The sequence below is a fragment of the Microcoleus sp. MON2_D5 genome (assembly GCF_036701905.1).
In the GTDB taxonomy this organism is placed as follows: domain Bacteria; phylum Cyanobacteriota; class Cyanobacteriia; order Cyanobacteriales; family Microcoleaceae; genus Microcoleus.
In genome coordinates this window covers 1-17,554 of record NZ_JAUBRM010000069.1, presented here as the reverse complement: position 1 = coordinate 17,554, position 17,554 = coordinate 1, and the positions used below count along the sequence as shown (strand labels likewise).

General features: G+C 46.6%; 12 protein-coding genes. 2 read left to right on the top strand and 10 right to left on the bottom strand.

The genetic code is table 11. The features are described 5' to 3' along the window. Window positions 1–82 precede the first annotated feature (82 nt). From QUA47_RS22575 to QUA47_RS22555, 5 genes are all read right to left on the bottom strand, one after another. Window positions 83–2,122 carry a HAMP domain-containing sensor histidine kinase gene (locus QUA47_RS22575; RefSeq protein ID WP_333432395.1) on the bottom strand — a complete coding sequence of 680 codons (2,040 nt, stop codon included), beginning with the start codon at window positions 2,120–2,122 and terminating at the stop codon, window positions 83–85. Window positions 2,123–2,622: 500 nt separating this feature from the next. Beyond that, window positions 2,623–4,539: a HEAT repeat domain-containing protein gene (locus tag QUA47_RS22570; protein ID WP_333432394.1), complete on the bottom strand. Its 1,917-nt coding sequence runs from the start codon at window positions 4,537–4,539 to the stop codon at window positions 2,623–2,625. Window positions 4,540–4,996: 457 nt separating this feature from the next. Beyond that, window positions 4,997–6,172 carry a family 10 glycosylhydrolase gene (locus QUA47_RS22565; protein ID WP_333432393.1) on the bottom strand — a complete coding sequence of 392 codons (1,176 nt, stop codon included), beginning with the start codon at window positions 6,170–6,172 and terminating at the stop codon, window positions 4,997–4,999. A 203-nt stretch (window positions 6,173–6,375) separates the two neighbouring features. After that, window positions 6,376–7,638 carry a methionine adenosyltransferase gene (metK, locus tag QUA47_RS22560; RefSeq protein WP_333220009.1) on the bottom strand — a complete coding sequence of 421 codons (1,263 nt, stop codon included), beginning with the start codon at window positions 7,636–7,638 and terminating at the stop codon, window positions 6,376–6,378. Window positions 7,639–7,959: 321 nt separating this feature from the next. Further along, window positions 7,960–9,150 carry an RNA-guided endonuclease InsQ/TnpB family protein gene (locus tag QUA47_RS22555; RefSeq protein ID WP_445302539.1) on the bottom strand — a complete coding sequence of 397 codons (1,191 nt, stop codon included), beginning with the start codon at window positions 9,148–9,150 and terminating at the stop codon, window positions 7,960–7,962. Between the two features lie 143 nt (window positions 9,151–9,293). On the opposite strand from QUA47_RS22555, the gene QUA47_RS22550 reads away from it, so the two are divergent. Continuing rightward, window positions 9,294–11,018: an AAA-like domain-containing protein gene (locus QUA47_RS22550; protein ID WP_333432391.1), complete on the top strand. Its 1,725-nt coding sequence runs from the start codon at window positions 9,294–9,296 to the stop codon at window positions 11,016–11,018. A 92-nt stretch (window positions 11,019–11,110) separates the two neighbouring features. On the opposite strand, the gene QUA47_RS22545 is transcribed toward QUA47_RS22550, so the two are convergent. Then, entirely contained in the window at window positions 11,111–11,458 is a 348-nt protein-coding gene (locus QUA47_RS22545) for a rhodanese-like domain-containing protein (protein ID WP_190659224.1), read from the bottom strand. A 91-nt stretch (window positions 11,459–11,549) separates the two neighbouring features. Next, window positions 11,550–12,179, bottom strand: a complete 630-nt coding sequence (locus QUA47_RS22540; RefSeq protein WP_333432390.1) for a hypothetical protein — start codon at window positions 12,177–12,179, stop codon at window positions 11,550–11,552. Between the two features lie 196 nt (window positions 12,180–12,375). Here QUA47_RS22540 and rpsD point away from each other — a divergent pair, with 196 nt between their 5' ends. Continuing rightward, the gene (gene rpsD / locus QUA47_RS22535; protein ID WP_006631941.1) at window positions 12,376–12,984 is read left to right on the top strand and encodes a 30S ribosomal protein S4; all 609 of its coding nucleotides are present in this window, start codon (window positions 12,376–12,378) and stop codon (window positions 12,982–12,984) included. A gap of 272 nt (window positions 12,985–13,256) precedes the next feature. Here the strand turns inward: rpsD and QUA47_RS22530 are convergent, their stop codons facing one another. The 3 genes from QUA47_RS22530 to QUA47_RS22520 all read right to left on the bottom strand — a co-directional run bounded on the left by QUA47_RS22530 (window position 13,257) and on the right by QUA47_RS22520 (window position 17,423). Continuing rightward, complete coding sequence (locus QUA47_RS22530; protein ID WP_333432389.1) at window positions 13,257–14,459, bottom strand: catalase; 1,203 nt, start codon at window positions 14,457–14,459, stop codon at window positions 13,257–13,259. A 198-nt stretch (window positions 14,460–14,657) separates the two neighbouring features. Further along, the gene (locus tag QUA47_RS22525; protein WP_333432388.1) at window positions 14,658–16,304 is read right to left on the bottom strand and encodes a peroxidase family protein; all 1,647 of its coding nucleotides are present in this window, start codon (window positions 16,302–16,304) and stop codon (window positions 14,658–14,660) included. Between the two features lie 75 nt (window positions 16,305–16,379). Next, window positions 16,380–17,423, bottom strand: a complete 1,044-nt coding sequence (locus QUA47_RS22520; RefSeq protein WP_333432387.1) for a DUF2235 domain-containing protein — start codon at window positions 17,421–17,423, stop codon at window positions 16,380–16,382. Window positions 17,424–17,554 lie beyond the last annotated feature (131 nt).

Genomic DNA, 17,554 nt, shown 5'->3' with positions numbered 1-17,554 from the left:
CATTGGGACATACCGCCAGAGGTTTGAAACATAAATTTTCGCCCCTCTGCCTACCCCCTACATCTCTCGCCCAAACATCACATTATCCATTTCCCGCCGGTATGCGGACAGTGAAAATAGACCCTTTCCCCTCCTCGCTTTCTACCAAAATCTCCCCGCCCATCATGTGACAGTAGTAGCGGCTAAGTGTCAGCCCCAATCCGGCGCCGTCGTAAGGTCGCGTTGTTGAACAGTCAGCTTGCACAAAAGCTTCAAACAATTTGTGCTGTTGTTCTTCCGACATTCCAATTCCGGTATCCTTAACCGATAAGCAAATCCAATCCGACTCTTGAACATTCACCAGGGGACAAGCGATCGCCGCAGCATGAGTTTCATCGACAGGCATTGAATCGTCAATCGCCGATCGATCTGCTGTATTCAATTTTCCGCTTCCTTCAATGCGCCTGACACTCAGTTTAACCCTGCCGTTTTTGGTGAACTTACCAGCATTATTCAGCAAGTGCATCAAAACCTGCCGCACTTTCTTGAAATCTGCGTGCATGATACCCGCAGTTCGATCGCACTCTATTTCTAAAACATTTCCATTTTTCTCTATCCACTGTTTCGCGGCACACGCAACATTGTCAACCAGGGATTCGATGTCAAACTCCTGGATTTCGAGTTTCATACCCCCCGTTTCAATTTTTGACAAATCGAGGATATCGTTAATCAAATCTAGCAGGTGCGTGCCCGCCTTCTGAATCTTGTCCAAGTCGGGTACAAACTCATCGCATCCCGCATCCTGGGCATCTTCTGAAAGTAGTTGACTGTAGCCGATAATCGCATTTAAAGGCGTCCGCAATTCGTGGCTCATATTTGCTAAAAACTGGCTTTTAGCAGTGTTAGCGGAGACGGCGGCTTCCTTAGCTTGTTTTAATTCTTTAGTATGTTGGGAAACTCGCTCGATCAGGTGATTGAGAGACGCAGCTAATGAGCCTATTTCGTCTTGTCCTGTGACGGGGACTCGCAAATCAAAATTCGACTCGGCGGCGACTTTTTCGGCAATCTGAGTGACGCTCACGACTGGTTTGGCGATCGCCCGACTGGTGCGGTCAGCCACCATTCCAGCCACCACTACCGACAGCAGCATACTAATAATAATTATGGCTTTTTCCATTCCTTGAGCCTCCTCCATCACTTCACCGCCTTGCCCCTCTTGCTGCTGGGCAATATCGAGGATTTTGCTCAATTTCTCAAGGCTGCTGTTAAGCTTTTTTACACCTTCTCCGCTTTCTGTCGCCAAAAGTTTTCTGGCCGACTCTATCTCCCGAGGTGACAGTTGCGATTGCTGGATTTGCTGCAAAGTTGGCTTGAGAGTATCGGCGTAGGATTCTAAATCTTCGGTGCAATCTTGCAGTAAACTTTTTAGAACTTCCGGCTTTTCTGCCCGCCAAGCAGGTTTGCTGTCGGCAAACTTCTCTATACGCAACCGCAGCTCTTTTGCCTGAACAATACTCTTGACAAACTGCTCTTGTTTCAGTTCCAGCATGGCGGAATTATCTACAAAAGAATCTAGCTGCGCTCCCTGCAATTGTGCCGCCAGCGCTGCATCTTTAAAATTCCCGAGCAATTGTGCTTGTAAGTGAGCGTCATTGAATTGTTTTAATCCTTGTCCTTGGTAGTAATCGGCAATCACCAGCCCGCTCATGGAGCCAAGAAATCCGATTCCTATTGCCAGGAAATACCCACCGCCAATTTTTTTATGGATGGACCAACCGCCAATTTTAGATGGCAACATTTTGCGGATTTTTAAGGATGATATTTCTACAAAATCCTGGCTGGATATGTTTTGGTGTGCGGTTTCTAGAGAACCGACTTGTTCAGAAATAAAGAGCGGCATCAGTTTACCTACCTTGCTATTTTTTTGGTTTACCTTTCGCGGGGTCACAGGTTGTTTCTGCGGGTTAAATGGTTCTAACTCGGAATTGAACTCGCCCTGGCATTCCCAAACGGCAACCGATAAACTTGCTTCGTTCTCTGTTTTTTTGAGCAAGTTAATTTTTGACATATGCAACCACTGTATTCTGTTAAAATCTAGCACGCTCTTAAGTTCTCCAAACGGAAAAGCTTGTCTATTTTCCATTAGACATCTGCGAAAAAGCATCTGAAACTCTTGTCGAGCCAGAGGAGAAACTTAAATTCGGTTGATGTCTAATAGATAATTACCCTGTTGATGGCTGTTGCCAAATTACTTTTTCGACTCGTCAAGGTCAGCAGCAGGCAAAATAAAGAAAAATTTATCCTGGCAGTGTAATTATCCCCGCGTGGAATGTTACAGGCAGAAAATTCTGTCTGATGCGTTTGGCCTGTGAGATCCCCCAAGCTGATATTGTCTGTTGACAATGCACCCGATTCCTCAGCTTTGGAGTTTTGCTGCCAGCAATGCGACGATTGCTTGACGGTTTTTGTTGATCGTCCGACGACTTTCTAGCACAGAATGTCACAAATGCAGGAGCCGATCGAACTTTTGCACCCTGGCGATCGACTTTTGGCATCGTTGCCCCGCACAGACAAGTCTGAGGTGAAGTGTCGTTAGTTGAGTATAACTGTAGGGCTTGTGAAAAGAAACCCGGTTTCTGGGAGTCAACGGTTAGCGATTGCGAGTTCTGGAGTTGCGGTGGTCGATTCGATCGCCAGTGCTAGCTTACCGTCTCTACCCAAAGCTTCATCGGCCAAGTGTACCATCCAGCGATTCGGCTTGGCTTGGGGTCTGGCGGCGAGCACTAACGCCCAAGCTTCCCGTTCTTTGCCGCGACCCAACAGCGCAGCACAAACAGTCAAAGCTGTAGCCGTTGAACGGCTGATCCCACTTTGGCAGCAGATGAGCAAACTGCCTTTGTGCGACGAGATTTTGAGGGCAAACTCAATAATTTTCTGTACATCCTCAAGGGTAGGCAAGATTTGATCGGGGTCGTCAACGGGGGTGTCGAGGTCGTTAAACTCCAGGCACATTCGGTTTGGGATTCGATCGAAAGTTTTGGGTTCGGGCACACCTGGACTGCCGATCGATATCAGGTATTTAATCTCGCGTCGCGCAGGGCGCTCAACAATGTATTCGCTGGCTTCTGCTTGCGAACCAATCAGGATTTTCGGCAGTTTTTCACCCGATAAATCTGGGGAAACAGAGGACTCAAAATCAACTGTTTCTGCCTGAGTGCTGACATCCGCCAAGTATTGGGCAGCCAGCGCGCGAACGTCAGCAAATTCGCGATTTAAAGCTGTTTCCAGAGCCAAAATAGCAGCCGTTGAGCCAATTTGACCGAGGGACTTAACAGCGTTTTGGCGCACTCCAGAAGTTTCGTCTCCCAGCAGCCGCACCAAACCTGCCACAGCTTCCTCTGTGCCAATTTCCCCCAAAGCAGCAGCAACTCTCCACCGCACATAAGATTCGCTGTCGCCAATTGCGCTCGCCAGTCCCGCGACCACCATTTTTTGCAATTTCGCATCTCCCTGTGTATTGATGTTCCCGAGGGCAACCGCCGCCCTGCCGCGCACGAAAATATCTCGATCGGAGAGCGAGCCGATTACCGCCACCATAGCCACCTCGCTGCTGATTTCCCCCAAGGCAGAAACTGCACTGCCGCGCACGTCTGAGTCGTCATGGTTGAGGGCTTGCACCAGCCCGGCCACAGCCGTTTCCGTGCCGATTTGTCCCAAGGCCTCGGCGGCCCTCAAAGAAACTGCATAGGAGTCGGGATCGTCGTGAAGCAATTCTATTAAGCCGGGTACTGCCTCACAATCGCCGATTTTCCCCAAAGCCGCCGCCGCCCTAGCGCGGACGATGTGATTTTCGTCTCTGAGGGCATTGAGCAGCCCGGGAACTACCTCCGAGACGCCGATTTTCCCGCAGTTGACCGCCGCCCGCCAGCGCACCTCGGAGTCTGGGTGTTTGAGGGCGTTGAGCAGTGCGGGAACGGCTGTTTTCGGGTTAATTTTGCCCAAGGCCCAAACAGCCCAGGCGCGCACCTTGGACTCTGGGTGCTTGATGGCTTTGAGGAGTGCTACGGCGGCTGGTTTCGAGTGAATTTCTCCTAAAGCCCAAGCAGCCCACGCTTGGATTTGGGAATCTTTGGATTCGAGCGATCGGGCTAATTCAATTACTGCTGCTTCGGAGGCGATTTTCCCGATCGCTCGAATCCCATGAAGCCGCACGGCACTTTCTTTGTGGTTCAATGCGGCCACCAGCATCGGAATTGCCCGATCGGAACTTGTTAGGGCCAGCAGTTGAATTTTGAGCAGCGGTGAAGTGGGGATTTTGTCTATTAATTTTATGGTAGCTGTTTGAAATTCTGGCTTTACCGTTCCTGCTAGCTTCGAGCCGAGTTTTAAATTTACTTTTAGAGCTAATTTTACTGCGCGCAAAGCCAGACTTTGCTGTTCTACTTGCGGCAATATAGTCGCCAAGGTGTGCATCCCTTGTTTTTGTTTCAAATATTTTTGATGGAATTGAGCATCGCTGAGCTCGGGTAGCTGTTGGATGAGGCTTGCTGCTGAGGTCACTGATTTATCCTAATATTTTGGCGAGCGGTTGAGATTGCTCTTTTAAACTGTCTTTAAAAAATATGGCGTCTACAAAACGCTACTTCTAAAAAAAGCTTGCACCACTTCTAAAATATGTCTTATTCCACTATTTTTGCAACTCCCCAATTATTAATTATTGGGTTTGTTTGGGCAATCACCTTGACAATTAGTAGCGCTTGCTGCTTGGCATTGCTGGGTTTTGAGATAGCCTAACTCTGCTATATCGTTTTATACTCACATCTTGCACCATTGTCAGCAACAGGCAAGATGGCTGTTCCACAAGAAAATTCACCCTTTGTGGAACAGCCATCTTGCCTGTTAATCACAGCTTATTGAGAATGGTCCAATATCTTATTTTATACCAACTTGGTTTGAAATAGCGATCGGCGGGGTTGACCGCAGCCAACCGGAAACAGCTTGATTGCGGGACAATCTCTCAACGAGCATAGGGCCCTTTTTTCAAAACCTTAGCCAAAGCGTTATCGTTATCTCGCAAACCTTCGTAAAAAAACATCACTTCTCCTTGAATGCCCTGAGAGCGGTTGTAAGCAATTACTTGCAACAACAGTTCGGGAGTTATGCTATATTTGCTGCCTCGATTCGTCAACAAAATACCCGGCGACACGCACTTTACTTGCTGCCCGCTAAGCTGTCCCGCAATCATTTTATCGACCAATTGTTTGTAAGCATTAAAATCGCGACGATAAAACTGCGGGTGAAGCAGATCCACCAAATTTTTGTCAACCCAAGCTTTAGAATCTTGCAAATATTCCACCAGTCCCCAGTCATAAGGACTCGGCGACATCGATAGCAACAAATCAGGATTAATAGCTTTCACTTCTCGGTGTAAACGAGCTACAAACTGAGTAATAATATTAGCACGCCACTGTAACCAATGTTGTTCTTTACAATCCGACGGCGCTGCTCTACCGCATTCTTCTCGATAGCGTTTAACCGTTTTTTCGTCGTAACCGCCTTCTACCGGAAACGCAATGCGATCGTCTCCTTGAACTCCGTTTACCGGATAATTCTTAGCAACTTCCAGCATCAACCCCAGCACAAAGTCTTGCACTTCCGGGTCAAGAGAATTCATCCAGTCAAAGTTATTTTTCTTAAGTAAATTGCCGCTGGCATCACGGGCGGTCCACTCAGGTTTTTTCGCCAGCAAATGACCGCCCTTGCGATTGTAAGAACTCACAAATCCGTATTCAAAACAAGGAATAACTTTTAAACCAGCTCTCTTGGCCTCAACACATATTTCTGCTAAGGGGTCGCGACCTTGATAGCGCGAGTCAATTTCCACCCCAAATTTTTCTCGCATAATTTTAGAAGGATAAGCCGTATAACCCTGGCTCCAAATTATAGGAAAAACGGTATTAAATCCCGTATCGGCGAGAAAGTCCATTGCCTCAGCAATTCGCTCTTTTGATGTGAGAACTTTGGAGTCAGTGGTGGTTATCCAAACGCCGCGAATTCCACCAGGATTGTTAGTCGCAAACGAACTTGGCAGCGTTGCTGGATTTGGTGCAGAAAATCCAGTAGTCCCCAACCGCTGTTGGAGGGAAGAGACCAAACTGCGAATTGCTGATTGAAAAGGTGTGAAAAATCGCATTTATTTATTTTTTTTTCTTTGAAGGTGGGTACTGAATCCGCTACGTTATTGATTGGTAGTACCCGGTATTATTTATGGATAAGATGCGCCGAAGAACCGCCTATATTATTTATGGATAAGGTGCGGAGTACGCACCCTACATTGATTGGTAGCACCCCATATTATTTATGGATAAGGTGCGCTGCGCGCACCCCGAAATTGTACTATCCAGCTACTCCAGACAACTTCTGGCTCAAAGCTTCTTTCAAAAGTTCCGCCTTATCAGTTTCCTCCCAAGGCAAATCTAAATCAGTGCGCCCGAAGTGACCGTAAGCCGCCACATCTTGATAGAAACGACCGCCTCTTTCAGCAGGCAAATTCTGCAAGTTAAATGCCTGAATGATGCCCGCAGGACGCAGTTCAAAAAGCTGCTTCACAACTTCCAAAAGGCGATCGTCATCAACTTTTCCAGTGCCAAAAGTTTCGATCATCATGCTAACCGGCCGCGCAACGCCGATCGCATAACTCAACTGCACTTCGCACTTTTCGGCCAAACCAGCCGCTACGATATTTTTAGCAACGTAGCGACAAGCATAAGCCGCGCTGCGGTCTACCTTGGTGGGGTCTTTCCCAGAAAAAGCGCCGCCGCCGTGGCGGGAATAGCCGCCGTAGGTATCCACAATAATTTTGCGGCCCGTCAAACCCGAATCTCCTTGAGGCCCGCCGACCACAAATTTGCCGGTGGGGTTGACAAGGAAGCGAGTTTCTGCATCCGGCTTCACGCTAATATCGGCAAACACAGGTTGGACGATAGCAGTCCAAAGGTCTTCTTTGATTTTGGCTTGAACTGCGGCTGTGTCTGTGATGTCGCCGATCGTTTCGGTGTGCTGCGTAGAAATTAAAATCGTATCTATGCCAACAGGTTTGCCGTCCTCATAGATGACTGTAACTTGGCTTTTGCCGTCGGGACGCAGGTAAGATAACTGACCGGTTTTGCGAACTGCGGCCAGTTGACGGCAAATCCGGTGCGCTAAACTGATCGGCAGAGGCATCATTTCCGGCGTTTCGTTGCAAGCAAAGCCGAACATCAAACCTTGATCGCCAGCGCCGATGGCGTCCAATTCCTCTTCACTCGATTGTTCCCGGCTTTCGTGGGCTGTGTTCACCCCTTGAGCAATATCGGGAGACTGAGAATCAAGAGCCACCAACACTGAGCAACTATTGGCCGAAAAGCCGTTGTCAGCGTGGATGTAGCCAATATCGGCTATTTTTTTCCGGGCTAATTCTATGTAATTTACCTGAGCTTTAGTGGTAATTTCGCCAGTCAGCAGCATTAAGCCGGTGTTGACGACAACTTCGGCTGCGACGCGGCTTTTAGGGTCTTCAGTCAGTAAGGCATCTAAAATCGTATCTGAAATTTGATCGCAGATTTTATCGGGATGGCCTTCAGTGACCGATTCAGAGGTAAACAGGTAGCGACGTGACAATGATTATTTCTCCTTTGATGGGGACTCTTCCTGCACGACATCTACGACCGACGAGTTATTTTTCCGGTAAAGGCCAAGAATGATCGCGTCTGGGCTACCGTCGAATTTTTGTCTGTCTGGAGAAGTGTTGAAGCAGGGTTTGAGATTGGGTAAAGTGACACTACTATAGCAAAGTCAGTTCCGGGAAGTCCCTAAAAACTTAGATTTTGTAGGATGGTCGATCGATCTTGGACACCGCTCGTCTACCTCCTAACCTGACAAAGGTAAGATACATTGACAACTCCTCGACCCGAAGGCACGAGGATTCTTGGTTCATTGGGACTACTCATGTAGCTTGCCCTCCCCAAAATTCACTGCGATTTGCCCAACCGCTGTATATCCACGCTGCAACACCACCTGCGCGGCTGCAACATCTCGATTCGTTTCATAGCCGCACGTTTGACATCTATGCACCCGTTCGGATAGTTCTTTTTTGCCTGTATGGGTTTGACATAAGGGACAAGTTTGACTTGTTCGGTTCGGGTCTACTTTTGCAAAGTATGCACCTCGCTTAAAGCAAACATGACCCAAGATATTCAGGAACTGACCAAACCCTGCATCAAACGTGTGCTTGCTCATCATTCCGGCTGACATTGCTTTGAGGTTCAAGTCCTCAGCAAATACTGTTTGGGCCCAGGTACATAAATGATGTGCGGTCTTGAAATGAAAGTCTTTTCGACTGTTCGAGATGTATTCGTGGTGCAAGGCTATTTGGTGATGAATTTGACGAAACTTTCTAGAGCCTTTTTTCTTGCGCTTGAGTTGACGTTGCAGCAATTTCAGCTTGCGTTGTCCATCCACAAAAAATCGAGGTCTATCAATCAATTCACCATCAGAAGTTGCCAAAAAATGTTTTAACCCTAAATCAATCCCTAATCCATGCCCTGAAGGTGGGGCTTGAGGCACTGCGACATCACATTGCAAACTGAGCATGGCTACGTAACCAGAAGCCCTCTTAACAACGCGAATTTGCTTGACATCAAACCCTTGAGGGATTGGACGTGACAGGTGCATTTTAACTAACCCAATCTTGGGTAGGTTGACCCAATCGGCATTATCAAACCGTATAACGGATTCTAGATTCAATTGAGGGAACACAAATGAGCGCAGCCGTTTTTTGAATCTAGGAAAACCGTGTCCTCGTTCCCACATCGCCACAAACGCTGCCTCTTGTTGGCGCAACGCCTGCTGCAAGACATGGGTGTGAGGTAGTTTCAAGTTAGGAATTAATTTCTTTGCTTGGGCCAATGATTTGCATTGACGGGCAAAGGTTGGACGCGGTGCATCAGTAGGGATAATGTATTCCTGCTTAATGCTGCACGAGTTTATATCACACTTACGAGAATTAACCCAATCTTTTCGTTCTCGCAATGCAAAGTTGTAGACCTGGCGGCAAATATTGAGCCACAGGTCGAAAGTTTGGCGTTGCGCGTCGGTAGGAATGAGCTTGTACTCGTAGGTTAGATTTAACATACAATCATTGTAGAGCCAGCCTGAATAAATGCCGTGCTGTTTATTCAAAAACCTCTCGGAGAGATTCCGAACCGAAAGTCCCCCTAGAAGGGGGAGGCTTGTATCCCATTTTTTTGGTCAGGGTATCGCCTTGTGCAAGGACTATGGCAGGACTCCAAAAATCACCAAACTCGATCCAAACAGTTGCCGAGCTAGATTTTCCCGGCGGCCCGATACCGCTTGACTCTCCTTTTTATATTGAGCGCTCAGGGGCCGAAGCCCTGGCCTGTGCAGAAATTAGCAAACCCGGAGGCCTTGTTCGCATTAAAGCTCCCAAAAAAATGGGCAAAAGTTCGCTGATGCTGCGGATAATTCACGCCGCAGTCGATCGTGGATACCGCACAGTAACTTTAGACTTTCAGCAAGCCGACACAGCCGTTTTGGGTAGTTTAGATAAATTTTTGCGCTGGCTTTGTGTCAATGTCGCTCGGCAACTCAAACTCGAACCAAATATTGATGAATTCTGGGATGAAGATATGGGCAGCAAGGTAAGCTGCACTATTTACTTTGAAAACTATTTGCTCAAACAAATTGACAGTCCCATTGTCTTGGTTATCAACGAAATAAATCGAGTATTTGAACACACCAATATTGCTCAAGATTTTCTGTCGGTCATCCGTTTTTGGTACGAACAAGGTCGCGCTAGCAAAATTTGGCAAAAACTCCGCACCGTTGTCATTCATTCAACAGAAAATTATATTGCTTTGAATATTAATCAATCTCCATTTAATGTAGGAATGCCGATTAAAATCTCAGAATTTACGGCTGAACAAGTCCAAGATTTGGCGGGCAGATACGGACTAAACTGGAGCGATCGCGCTCCGATAGAGCAATTAATGAACATGGTAGGCGGGCATCCTTATTTAGTGCATTTAGCGCTGTATCACCTGGCAATTTTGCTGCAAAATCGCCTGTCCGTCGATCGGGAGGAACCGGGCGAGGAAATGGGGCGAGCCGAGTTGGCAGAACTGTTAACAGCAGCTCCTACTCACAGCGGAATTTATAGCGACTACTTGCAAAATCAGTCGATCGCCATTCAACAGCAGCCCGAACTCGCCTCCGCATTTCAACAAGTTGTCCATGCTAAAAATAGCATTCACCTCGAACCTTTGATGGCTTATCCGTTAGACAGCATGGGACTTATCAAATTAGAGGGAAATAACTGTAGTTTGTCTTGCGAATTATATCGCCTGTATTTTCAAGAGCAAAATTTGTGCGAGGGCAAGTTGTCGGTGGTTGGTTTTGAGGAGTTGCAGCAAGAAAATCAAAGGCTGCAAGCTTTGGTGAATGTGGACGAACTTACTCAAATTGGCAACAGACGGCATTTTGATAGTTGCTTGCGAACCGAATGGGAACACATGGCTCGCGAGGGGTGTCCGATATCTTTAATTTTGTGCGACCTCGATTATTTCAAAATATATAATGATACCTACGGACATCAAGCAGGAGATGAGTGTTTGCGATTGGTAGCTCAGACAATTCGCCGATCGTTCCAGCGTCCTGCTGATGTAGCTGCTCGCTACGGGGGCGAGGAATTTGCTGTGATTTTACCTGAAACTGATGCGTCGGCGGCTCTGGTTGTTGCCGAACAAATTAGAGCGAAAGTGAAAGATTTGAATATTGTTTTTAACCCGGAGAGTCTTGACGGTCTGCCTAATTCTGTGGTAACGATTAGTTTGGGAATTGCCAGCGTTGTTCCGAGCGAGGAAAATGATGCGACAACGCTGCTACGGGCGGCTGATGAGGCTCTTTATGACTCGAAAAGGCAGGGGCGCGATCGGCTCACTATGAGTACGCTTTTAAATTTTCGATTGGCTGCTGTTAATTAGCTCATTCTGGGGGAATATAATTCGTTTCTACACATACAAAGTCCGCCCGCGCGGACTCTGAAGAAAACGATAGTTAAGAAGTGGATTTGATGTTAATAGCGAGGGACGGTTCGATCGACCACCATTGAGTAAGCATCGATGCCACCAACAATATTTTTAACGTTGGTAAATCCTCGATCGGTTAACCACTGGCACATTTGAGCCGATCGCACTCCGTGATGGCACAGAACTAGGGTTTCTGTGTCGCGATCGAGTCTAGCGTCAATTTCACCAGACCATTCGGCAAACTCGCTCAGCGGAAAAGCTACAAATCCCGGCAGCGCCGCGAGTTCAATTTCGTAAGGTTCCCGCACGTCTACAAGCTGCAATTTATCAGCATTGGTTTCTGCTAATTGGCGAGCTAATTCTTCGACTGTAATTTGAGCAAAAATTTCTGACATTTGATTAGGGAAAAGTAGTCATCAGTCATTAGTCATCAGTTAACAGTTAACAGTCAACAGTCAACAGTCAACCGTTAACAGTCAACCGTTATTAATTGGGGGGCGAAGGCGGTGGAATTAGCTCCACAGGAGGGGTAGGTGCAGGGCGCCCGTCCAACTGGCTCACGCTGTCCCTGGGATCAAGACAAGTGGCGATTAACCGCTCAGTGGCAAAGTCGAGCCTGCCGCTCAAACCGACTACGCATTCAGCAAACTGTTGTGGCAATAAACTGCGGCGGCATCCATCAAGCACTACCAGGGGAGCGGCAGCTTGAGTTCGACTTTTGCCGTTAATATTCACTACGCAAGTAGCCAATTCGTTGGGACGCCTCACCCGCCGACAGCTAGAGAGCGCTTCGACACCAGAAATATTAGTTTTGCGGTTGATTTGGAGGACGCATCTAGATATGTCGCGGGGGCGGAGGGCGTCAGCACAAGCGGCGGCGGCGGCCTCTGCCCCCACTCCGGCTTCGATTAGTTCCAGGGCGCAGACGCGATAGGGATTCCTATTGCGAGGGATTCTAATAGTGATGGCTGATGCTGGCGAGATTGGCAGTGCTGTTGCCAACAAACCAAGTGCTGCTAGCTGCGTGCCGAGAGCCAAGATCCAGCGCGCGGTAGGGCTTGAGCCTGTCGGCGCTGGCTTTGGGGAAGAAGTGCGGGAAAAATTGCGGTTGTGCATGGCAGATCGAGTAGTGAGTTTTTTTGGCTGATTGGGGCGATCGAGCGATCGGCTTTTCCTTCAGAATTTACCGCACATTATGGATCGCCCTCCGGTCGATCGTTTTTTTATCGATCTTTGTTGGAATTTTGACCGTTACCAACATATAATATAGAGTCTGCATAAAATTGCATACAGATATTAGAGAGGAAAATAAATGTCTCGATATCGAGGCCCCCGATTGAGAATCGTCCGTCGCCTGAAAGAGTTGCCGGGTCTAACCCGCAAAACCCCCAGACGAGATTATCCGCCTGGACAGCACGGTCAAAACCGCAAAAAGCTCTCTGAGTATGCGGTTCGCTTGCAAGAAAAGCAAAAACTCCGTTTCAATTACGGTGTGACGGAACGCCAACTGCTCCGTTACGTCCGCAAAGCCCGCCGTGTCACGGGCTCCACAGGTCAAGTGTTACTGCAATTTTTGGAAATGCGCTTGGACAATACTGTGTTTCGGATGGGAATGGCTCCAACCATTCCGTCCGCTAGACAATTGGTAAATCACGGTCACATAACTGTCAATGACCGTGAAGTCAATATCGCCAGCTATCAGTGCAAGCCTGGTGATGTGATTGCGGTGAAAAATAGAGAGCGCTCGCGCACAATGGTAGAAGCTAATCTCAAAGACCCAGGCTTGGCTCACTTGCCCAATCACTTGGAATTTGATAAGCAAAAACTAATTGGCAAAGTTAATGGCGTTATCGAACGCGAGTGGATTGCTCTACAGATTAACGAACTGCTCGTGGTGGAATACTACTCACGGCAAGCTTAAGTTATTAGTCATCAGTCGTTGGTCATTAGTCATCAGTTGGTTGCTAGCAGAATAATTAATAATTGGGTACGAACCCAGTTATTGATTAATTGCTACTGAATAATAAGGACTAAGGACTGAGGACTAAGAATTCATAATTTTCAAGACTCCCACCCCCTAAAAAGGGATGGGATTTTTTGAAGGTTTGGCTTGTTAACTTCTTTGAGTTGCCATTTGCTCAGACGACACCTGCCTGATGGCATTAAATGATGTCCCAGCCTCAAATTATTCCCTTAAAATGTTTCTTCTCCGGTTGGTTCTTGGTGGACAATACCTCGCTTTTGAAGGCGATAATTCGCTACAACGGGGTAAACAACACCGCGTATCCGATTGATCGCACCTACTGGACGATGAACTGCTAAGCCGTTCCAGGGAGAATATCTCAGGTTTTCGTTGAAATCAGATTGTTTTTCATAATCAATAATCTGATGCTTGACGGTGAGACGACCTACTCTCAAGAAGGGTGATTCCTTTTCCTTCCAGACATTGATGCCATCGTCGATCGGCATTTTTAGGCTGGTTTGGAACTGAATGCCAAAATCCCAACAGTATTGAGCGTCAGGTTTCGCCAAGGCTTGAATTAGGTCATCCCGGTAATAATTGTCTGGTTGATTGGGATCTAAACCCAAGGCTTTAGCGCGATCGACAAAGGGAATTTTAGGAATTCCCGGTCGAGATTGTTCTGGAATTATCTCGTGCGGTGGTTTGCATGAAACCGGAGTAAACCCATACTTAATTACAGCAGGGTATTCGACAGGAACTAGACCAGGCTGGGAGGGATCGAAATCGGGATGGAGACCCAAAGCAGAGGGTGAACCGCTCCAATATTTGGCTGTTAGCAAACTCTTCGGAGTCCGGCTACCCGTAAGCGTCGAGACTGCTAGAAAGTGTCTGGGATGTCGGATTAGCCACTTTTTCAATGCCTCTGGTGATTCAACCAGAGCAGAAAAAAAGCCGTAGTAGTCTTTGATGGTTTGGCTCACAAATATCTCTGAATTGTGAACAATGATGTCCTGGGTTTTTGACTCGTGGCTTTGCGGGAGTCGTTCCCCTTCCACTCCCATCACTTTCACTGATATTGAGCGCGAATCTTTTTGGTAATCAGGGTATACTTTGGTAGCCCCGTTAGCAAATCGCAACCAAACAGGATATTCTTTGGGTTTTGCTAGCAAACCTTGCTTAATGGAAATCGCATTCAGTTGCGAAGAAGTTAACGAAGCGCGTTTGCCCACTTCCCGTTTAATCGCTTCCTCATCAAAGTCAAAAATTTCCAGAGTTCCTTTAACGCACGCATGAGCTTTGGCGTGAGTATCTCGCAGCGCCCGCTCCTTATTCCCGTAAAGATTATCCATCCGAAGCTTGGCCTGCTCAACCAAAAGATCGTAGTATTTGCGTTCGTCCTGTTCGGGATATTCGGTAAATAACTTCTTGCTCATAAATAACCTTCGGTTAATCGCTAAAAAAGGTTCTACACAAACTGTTGCCTCTGTTAAGTAGTATAGCTGCTGGTGCAATTGCTCCCGAATTGCCGTAGGCGATCGCTTGCGAAAAGATTGCCTTTTTATTCCTCATTTTTGAGGGCGCAGGTGTCTTTGCACCCCCAACTAATTTGAGTCTTAGTTGTCAGCTACAACTTAAAGATCGAAGGAGACTTTGTACTTGGGATCGCTTGGAGGAACATTACGATTCACTAAATCAGAGACTGTTTTGGTATTTTGGATAATTTCCCAACCAACCTCGGAAAAAGTTTCCTTATTGAAGACTATAGGCGATAACAAAGGATTAGTTAAAGCTTGGGAGAAAGCATCAATGCCAATTATCCGTGCTACTAAAGGCGGAATTGCTGAATTTTTCCGGACATCTTCAGCGTACAATCCGACAAATAGTTCAATCTTATCAACATGACCGTACAACTCTTTTAATTTCTGTTGAGCGTATTCGTCACCCGTAATTTGATTGAAATCAGTCACCCTGGGATAACCACACATTTCGCGGTAATCGTTATAACTGGCTAACTGCGCCTGCCGTCCGAGTTTAACAGATGCTAGTTCGGTAGCATCAATAAATGTATAGGGTGTTCCTGCGATCTTAAAATCAGGTGTGTTAAACAAACCAATTCTAGTGCCTGCTTGGGAACAAGTTTCTTCCATCAATGCACCCAACCCTTTATCGATTAACATCTGATTATTCCAGAGGGAATCGTACATGGATGTTTCTTTGCCGTCATAAATAAAGGTTTCAGGAACCGCACTATGCCATCGATAGACAAAACTAAACTCAATCGCCATCCAATTTTCTCGATACCAACTTTCCTTGGTAAAAGCTTCAGGATCGGCAAAGAACCTAAAATTATAGGGCGTAATGTGGAAAATGTACTCTTCCATAATGATATTGAGAACAATCACCATGAGAATATTTCTCGCGGTTTGGAAGAGCCTCTCATCGTCCCATTCCGGATAGCTTTTGGACAAAACATCACAAATTCGATTATGCTCCCTGATACATAAAGTGTTGAGCATGACATAGCCAATTTGGACGTTTGCCCGTTCAACTCCCATTGCAAATAGCTTGCCTTTCTTTTCGGGGGGTTGTCTTTTCTCATCATTAAGGGGTGCATGAAGACCTTCAAATTGAGGATCGATAATACCCTGCTCAGGATCTGCATAATAAAAGAGTGGATACTCTTCTTCTACGCCATCTTTTCGCTGGAGTTTTTGGGTTTTAAATTTACCGTCTTTGAAAGCTCTGAGCATATTTGTTTGTTTGCGGGTCAACCCGTAAACATTACACATATCAATCTGATGGTTGGAGGTATTTTTGAAGCGGTTTTGCTGATCTATCCGGAGAAAACTATCTGTAAACCACTGCACCCAATAGGGAAACAGCAGAGTCGATTTTTCCGAATAAATGGTTTTTCCGTCTCTTTTTTGGAATAAGGTCTTTACTTTGTCCAGTGGTGGTAAATTCCCTTCTTTGTTAAATTCTGGGTCGGGAGGTAAATGTCGCCCAGTATAAGTCTTGTCTGTAAGTGAATCCCAAGAGATGTAGGTATCAGTTTTTTTGGGAATATCTGTCCCTGGAATTTTGGGATCTAAGCCCATTAAGCTATAGGGAAGCGGGCGAGTCGGAAGTTTGTAAATGATACTATTGAGAAAAAATTTGTTTAGTTTACGTTTCAGAGGCTCGTAACTTTGAACTAAATCCCAAATTGGTTTGAAATGAGTCAACGTATATGCTAAAGCTTTGTTGCTGAATCCATCTCTAGATGTATCTCTTGCCATGATTGCTTTTCCTTTCGATTGTTGTAGATTAGATCGTCTTCTTATGTTCGGTTCTGAGAGCTTGATAAAGTTTTATCATTTTTCTATATTTTCAATTACTTTGGAGAGAATCTTTTGCAGATTTTTAGGCCGATAGTCTTGGCGTTTTTTCACTCGCTCGATCGCGCTTTCATGAAGATCCTCAAGGGTCTCCCCCACCTCGCGCCACTTGATTCCTGCCAATTTGAAGAACCCAGGATTGTTTTGAAATGAAGCCTTATAATCAGGCTTGATATCTTCAATGGCCTCTGGCTCGAATTCAAGCTTCAATTCAAAGTCAGTGATTTGATCCAACATCCACTTCAAGACAGTATCTGATAACCCGCGGGATTCTGGCGTACCACCGCCGATGCAGCCATGCTCGCCTGGAAACCAAACTTGACGAAGCTTCTGGTTCGGGGCATCAGGATTTTTCTTCATCGGGGTAACATCAAAGACTTCGCGAATTTCGTCGATCGCAACGGCGTGCAACGCATTCTCAATATCCTTATTTAAAGTGGTGTCGTGGAATTTGTACCTTGTTTTGAGCTGTGCCTCAAACTTCTTGAAGGCGGGTACAAGAGGAATACCAAGGGCTCCAACGGTGTCGAAACAACCAAGCAAGGTAATCGGGACGCGCTCGCCCCGATCTTTGCCGTTTTCTTTGCGGAACCTCTTTGCTTCCTCATCATTTGGTTTAATGCCTCGGTTACGGTAAAGCTCGTAAGCTTCTGATGCCTTGGTAACATAACGGCGGGATAGGAGACCGGAGCAATAGATCATCCCCGCTAGACTCCTGACTGTGTAAGCACCGCGACTGAACCCGAATAGATAGATTTCGTCACCCTGATCGTAGTTGAAAGAAAGAAAACGATAGGCATCTTGTATATTTTTATCGATTCCCAGCCCAGTGACTCCGCCCACAATCTTGTTACTGTCCACTCCAATTCCCTCGTCATAAAACACGATCTGCGGAACCCCGTCACTGGCTGTCCGTTTCACGGCCTGGGCAACCCTAACCACATTAGTTGGGCACTGAGTATCTAGTTTGTTCCAAGTTCCATCACAGCAAACTATCAGACGTTTCGCTGGTTTCGTCATTTTTATATTCTCTCTTTGAATCTGAAATTTGATAGCGACCTGTCATTGGTAATCCAGGGTAAGAGCATCTCAATTAGGCTTGACACAAGGACTCAGAAGAATCTAATGTAGGGTCAAGAAAACAAGAAAAG

What these genes read in the sequence shown, in the direction of transcription:
- QUA47_RS22555 (WP_445302539.1), bottom strand. Translation starts at nt 9,150, where the DNA reads ATGTTAAATCTAACCTACGAGTACAAGCTCATTCCTACCGACGCGCAA.
- QUA47_RS22540 (WP_333432390.1), bottom strand. Translation starts at nt 12,179, where the DNA reads ATGCACAACCGCAATTTTTCCCGCACTTCTTCCCCAAAGCCAGCGCCG.
- QUA47_RS22530 (WP_333432389.1), bottom strand. Translation starts at nt 14,459, where the DNA reads ATGAGCAAGAAGTTATTTACCGAATATCCCGAACAGGACGAACGCAAA.
- rpsD (WP_006631941.1), top strand. Translation starts at nt 12,376, where the DNA reads ATGTCTCGATATCGAGGCCCCCGATTGAGAATCGTCCGTCGCCTGAAA.
- QUA47_RS22520 (WP_333432387.1), bottom strand. Translation starts at nt 17,423, where the DNA reads ATGACGAAACCAGCGAAACGTCTGATAGTTTGCTGTGATGGAACTTGG.
- QUA47_RS22525 (WP_333432388.1), bottom strand. Translation starts at nt 16,304, where the DNA reads ATGGCAAGAGATACATCTAGAGATGGATTCAGCAACAAAGCTTTAGCA.
- QUA47_RS22550 (WP_333432391.1), top strand. Translation starts at nt 9,294, where the DNA reads ATGGCAGGACTCCAAAAATCACCAAACTCGATCCAAACAGTTGCCGAG.
- QUA47_RS22575 (WP_333432395.1), bottom strand. Translation starts at nt 2,122, where the DNA reads ATGGAAAATAGACAAGCTTTTCCGTTTGGAGAACTTAAGAGCGTGCTA.
- QUA47_RS22565 (WP_333432393.1), bottom strand. Translation starts at nt 6,172, where the DNA reads ATGCGATTTTTCACACCTTTTCAATCAGCAATTCGCAGTTTGGTCTCT.
- QUA47_RS22545 (WP_190659224.1), bottom strand. Translation starts at nt 11,458, where the DNA reads ATGTCAGAAATTTTTGCTCAAATTACAGTCGAAGAATTAGCTCGCCAA.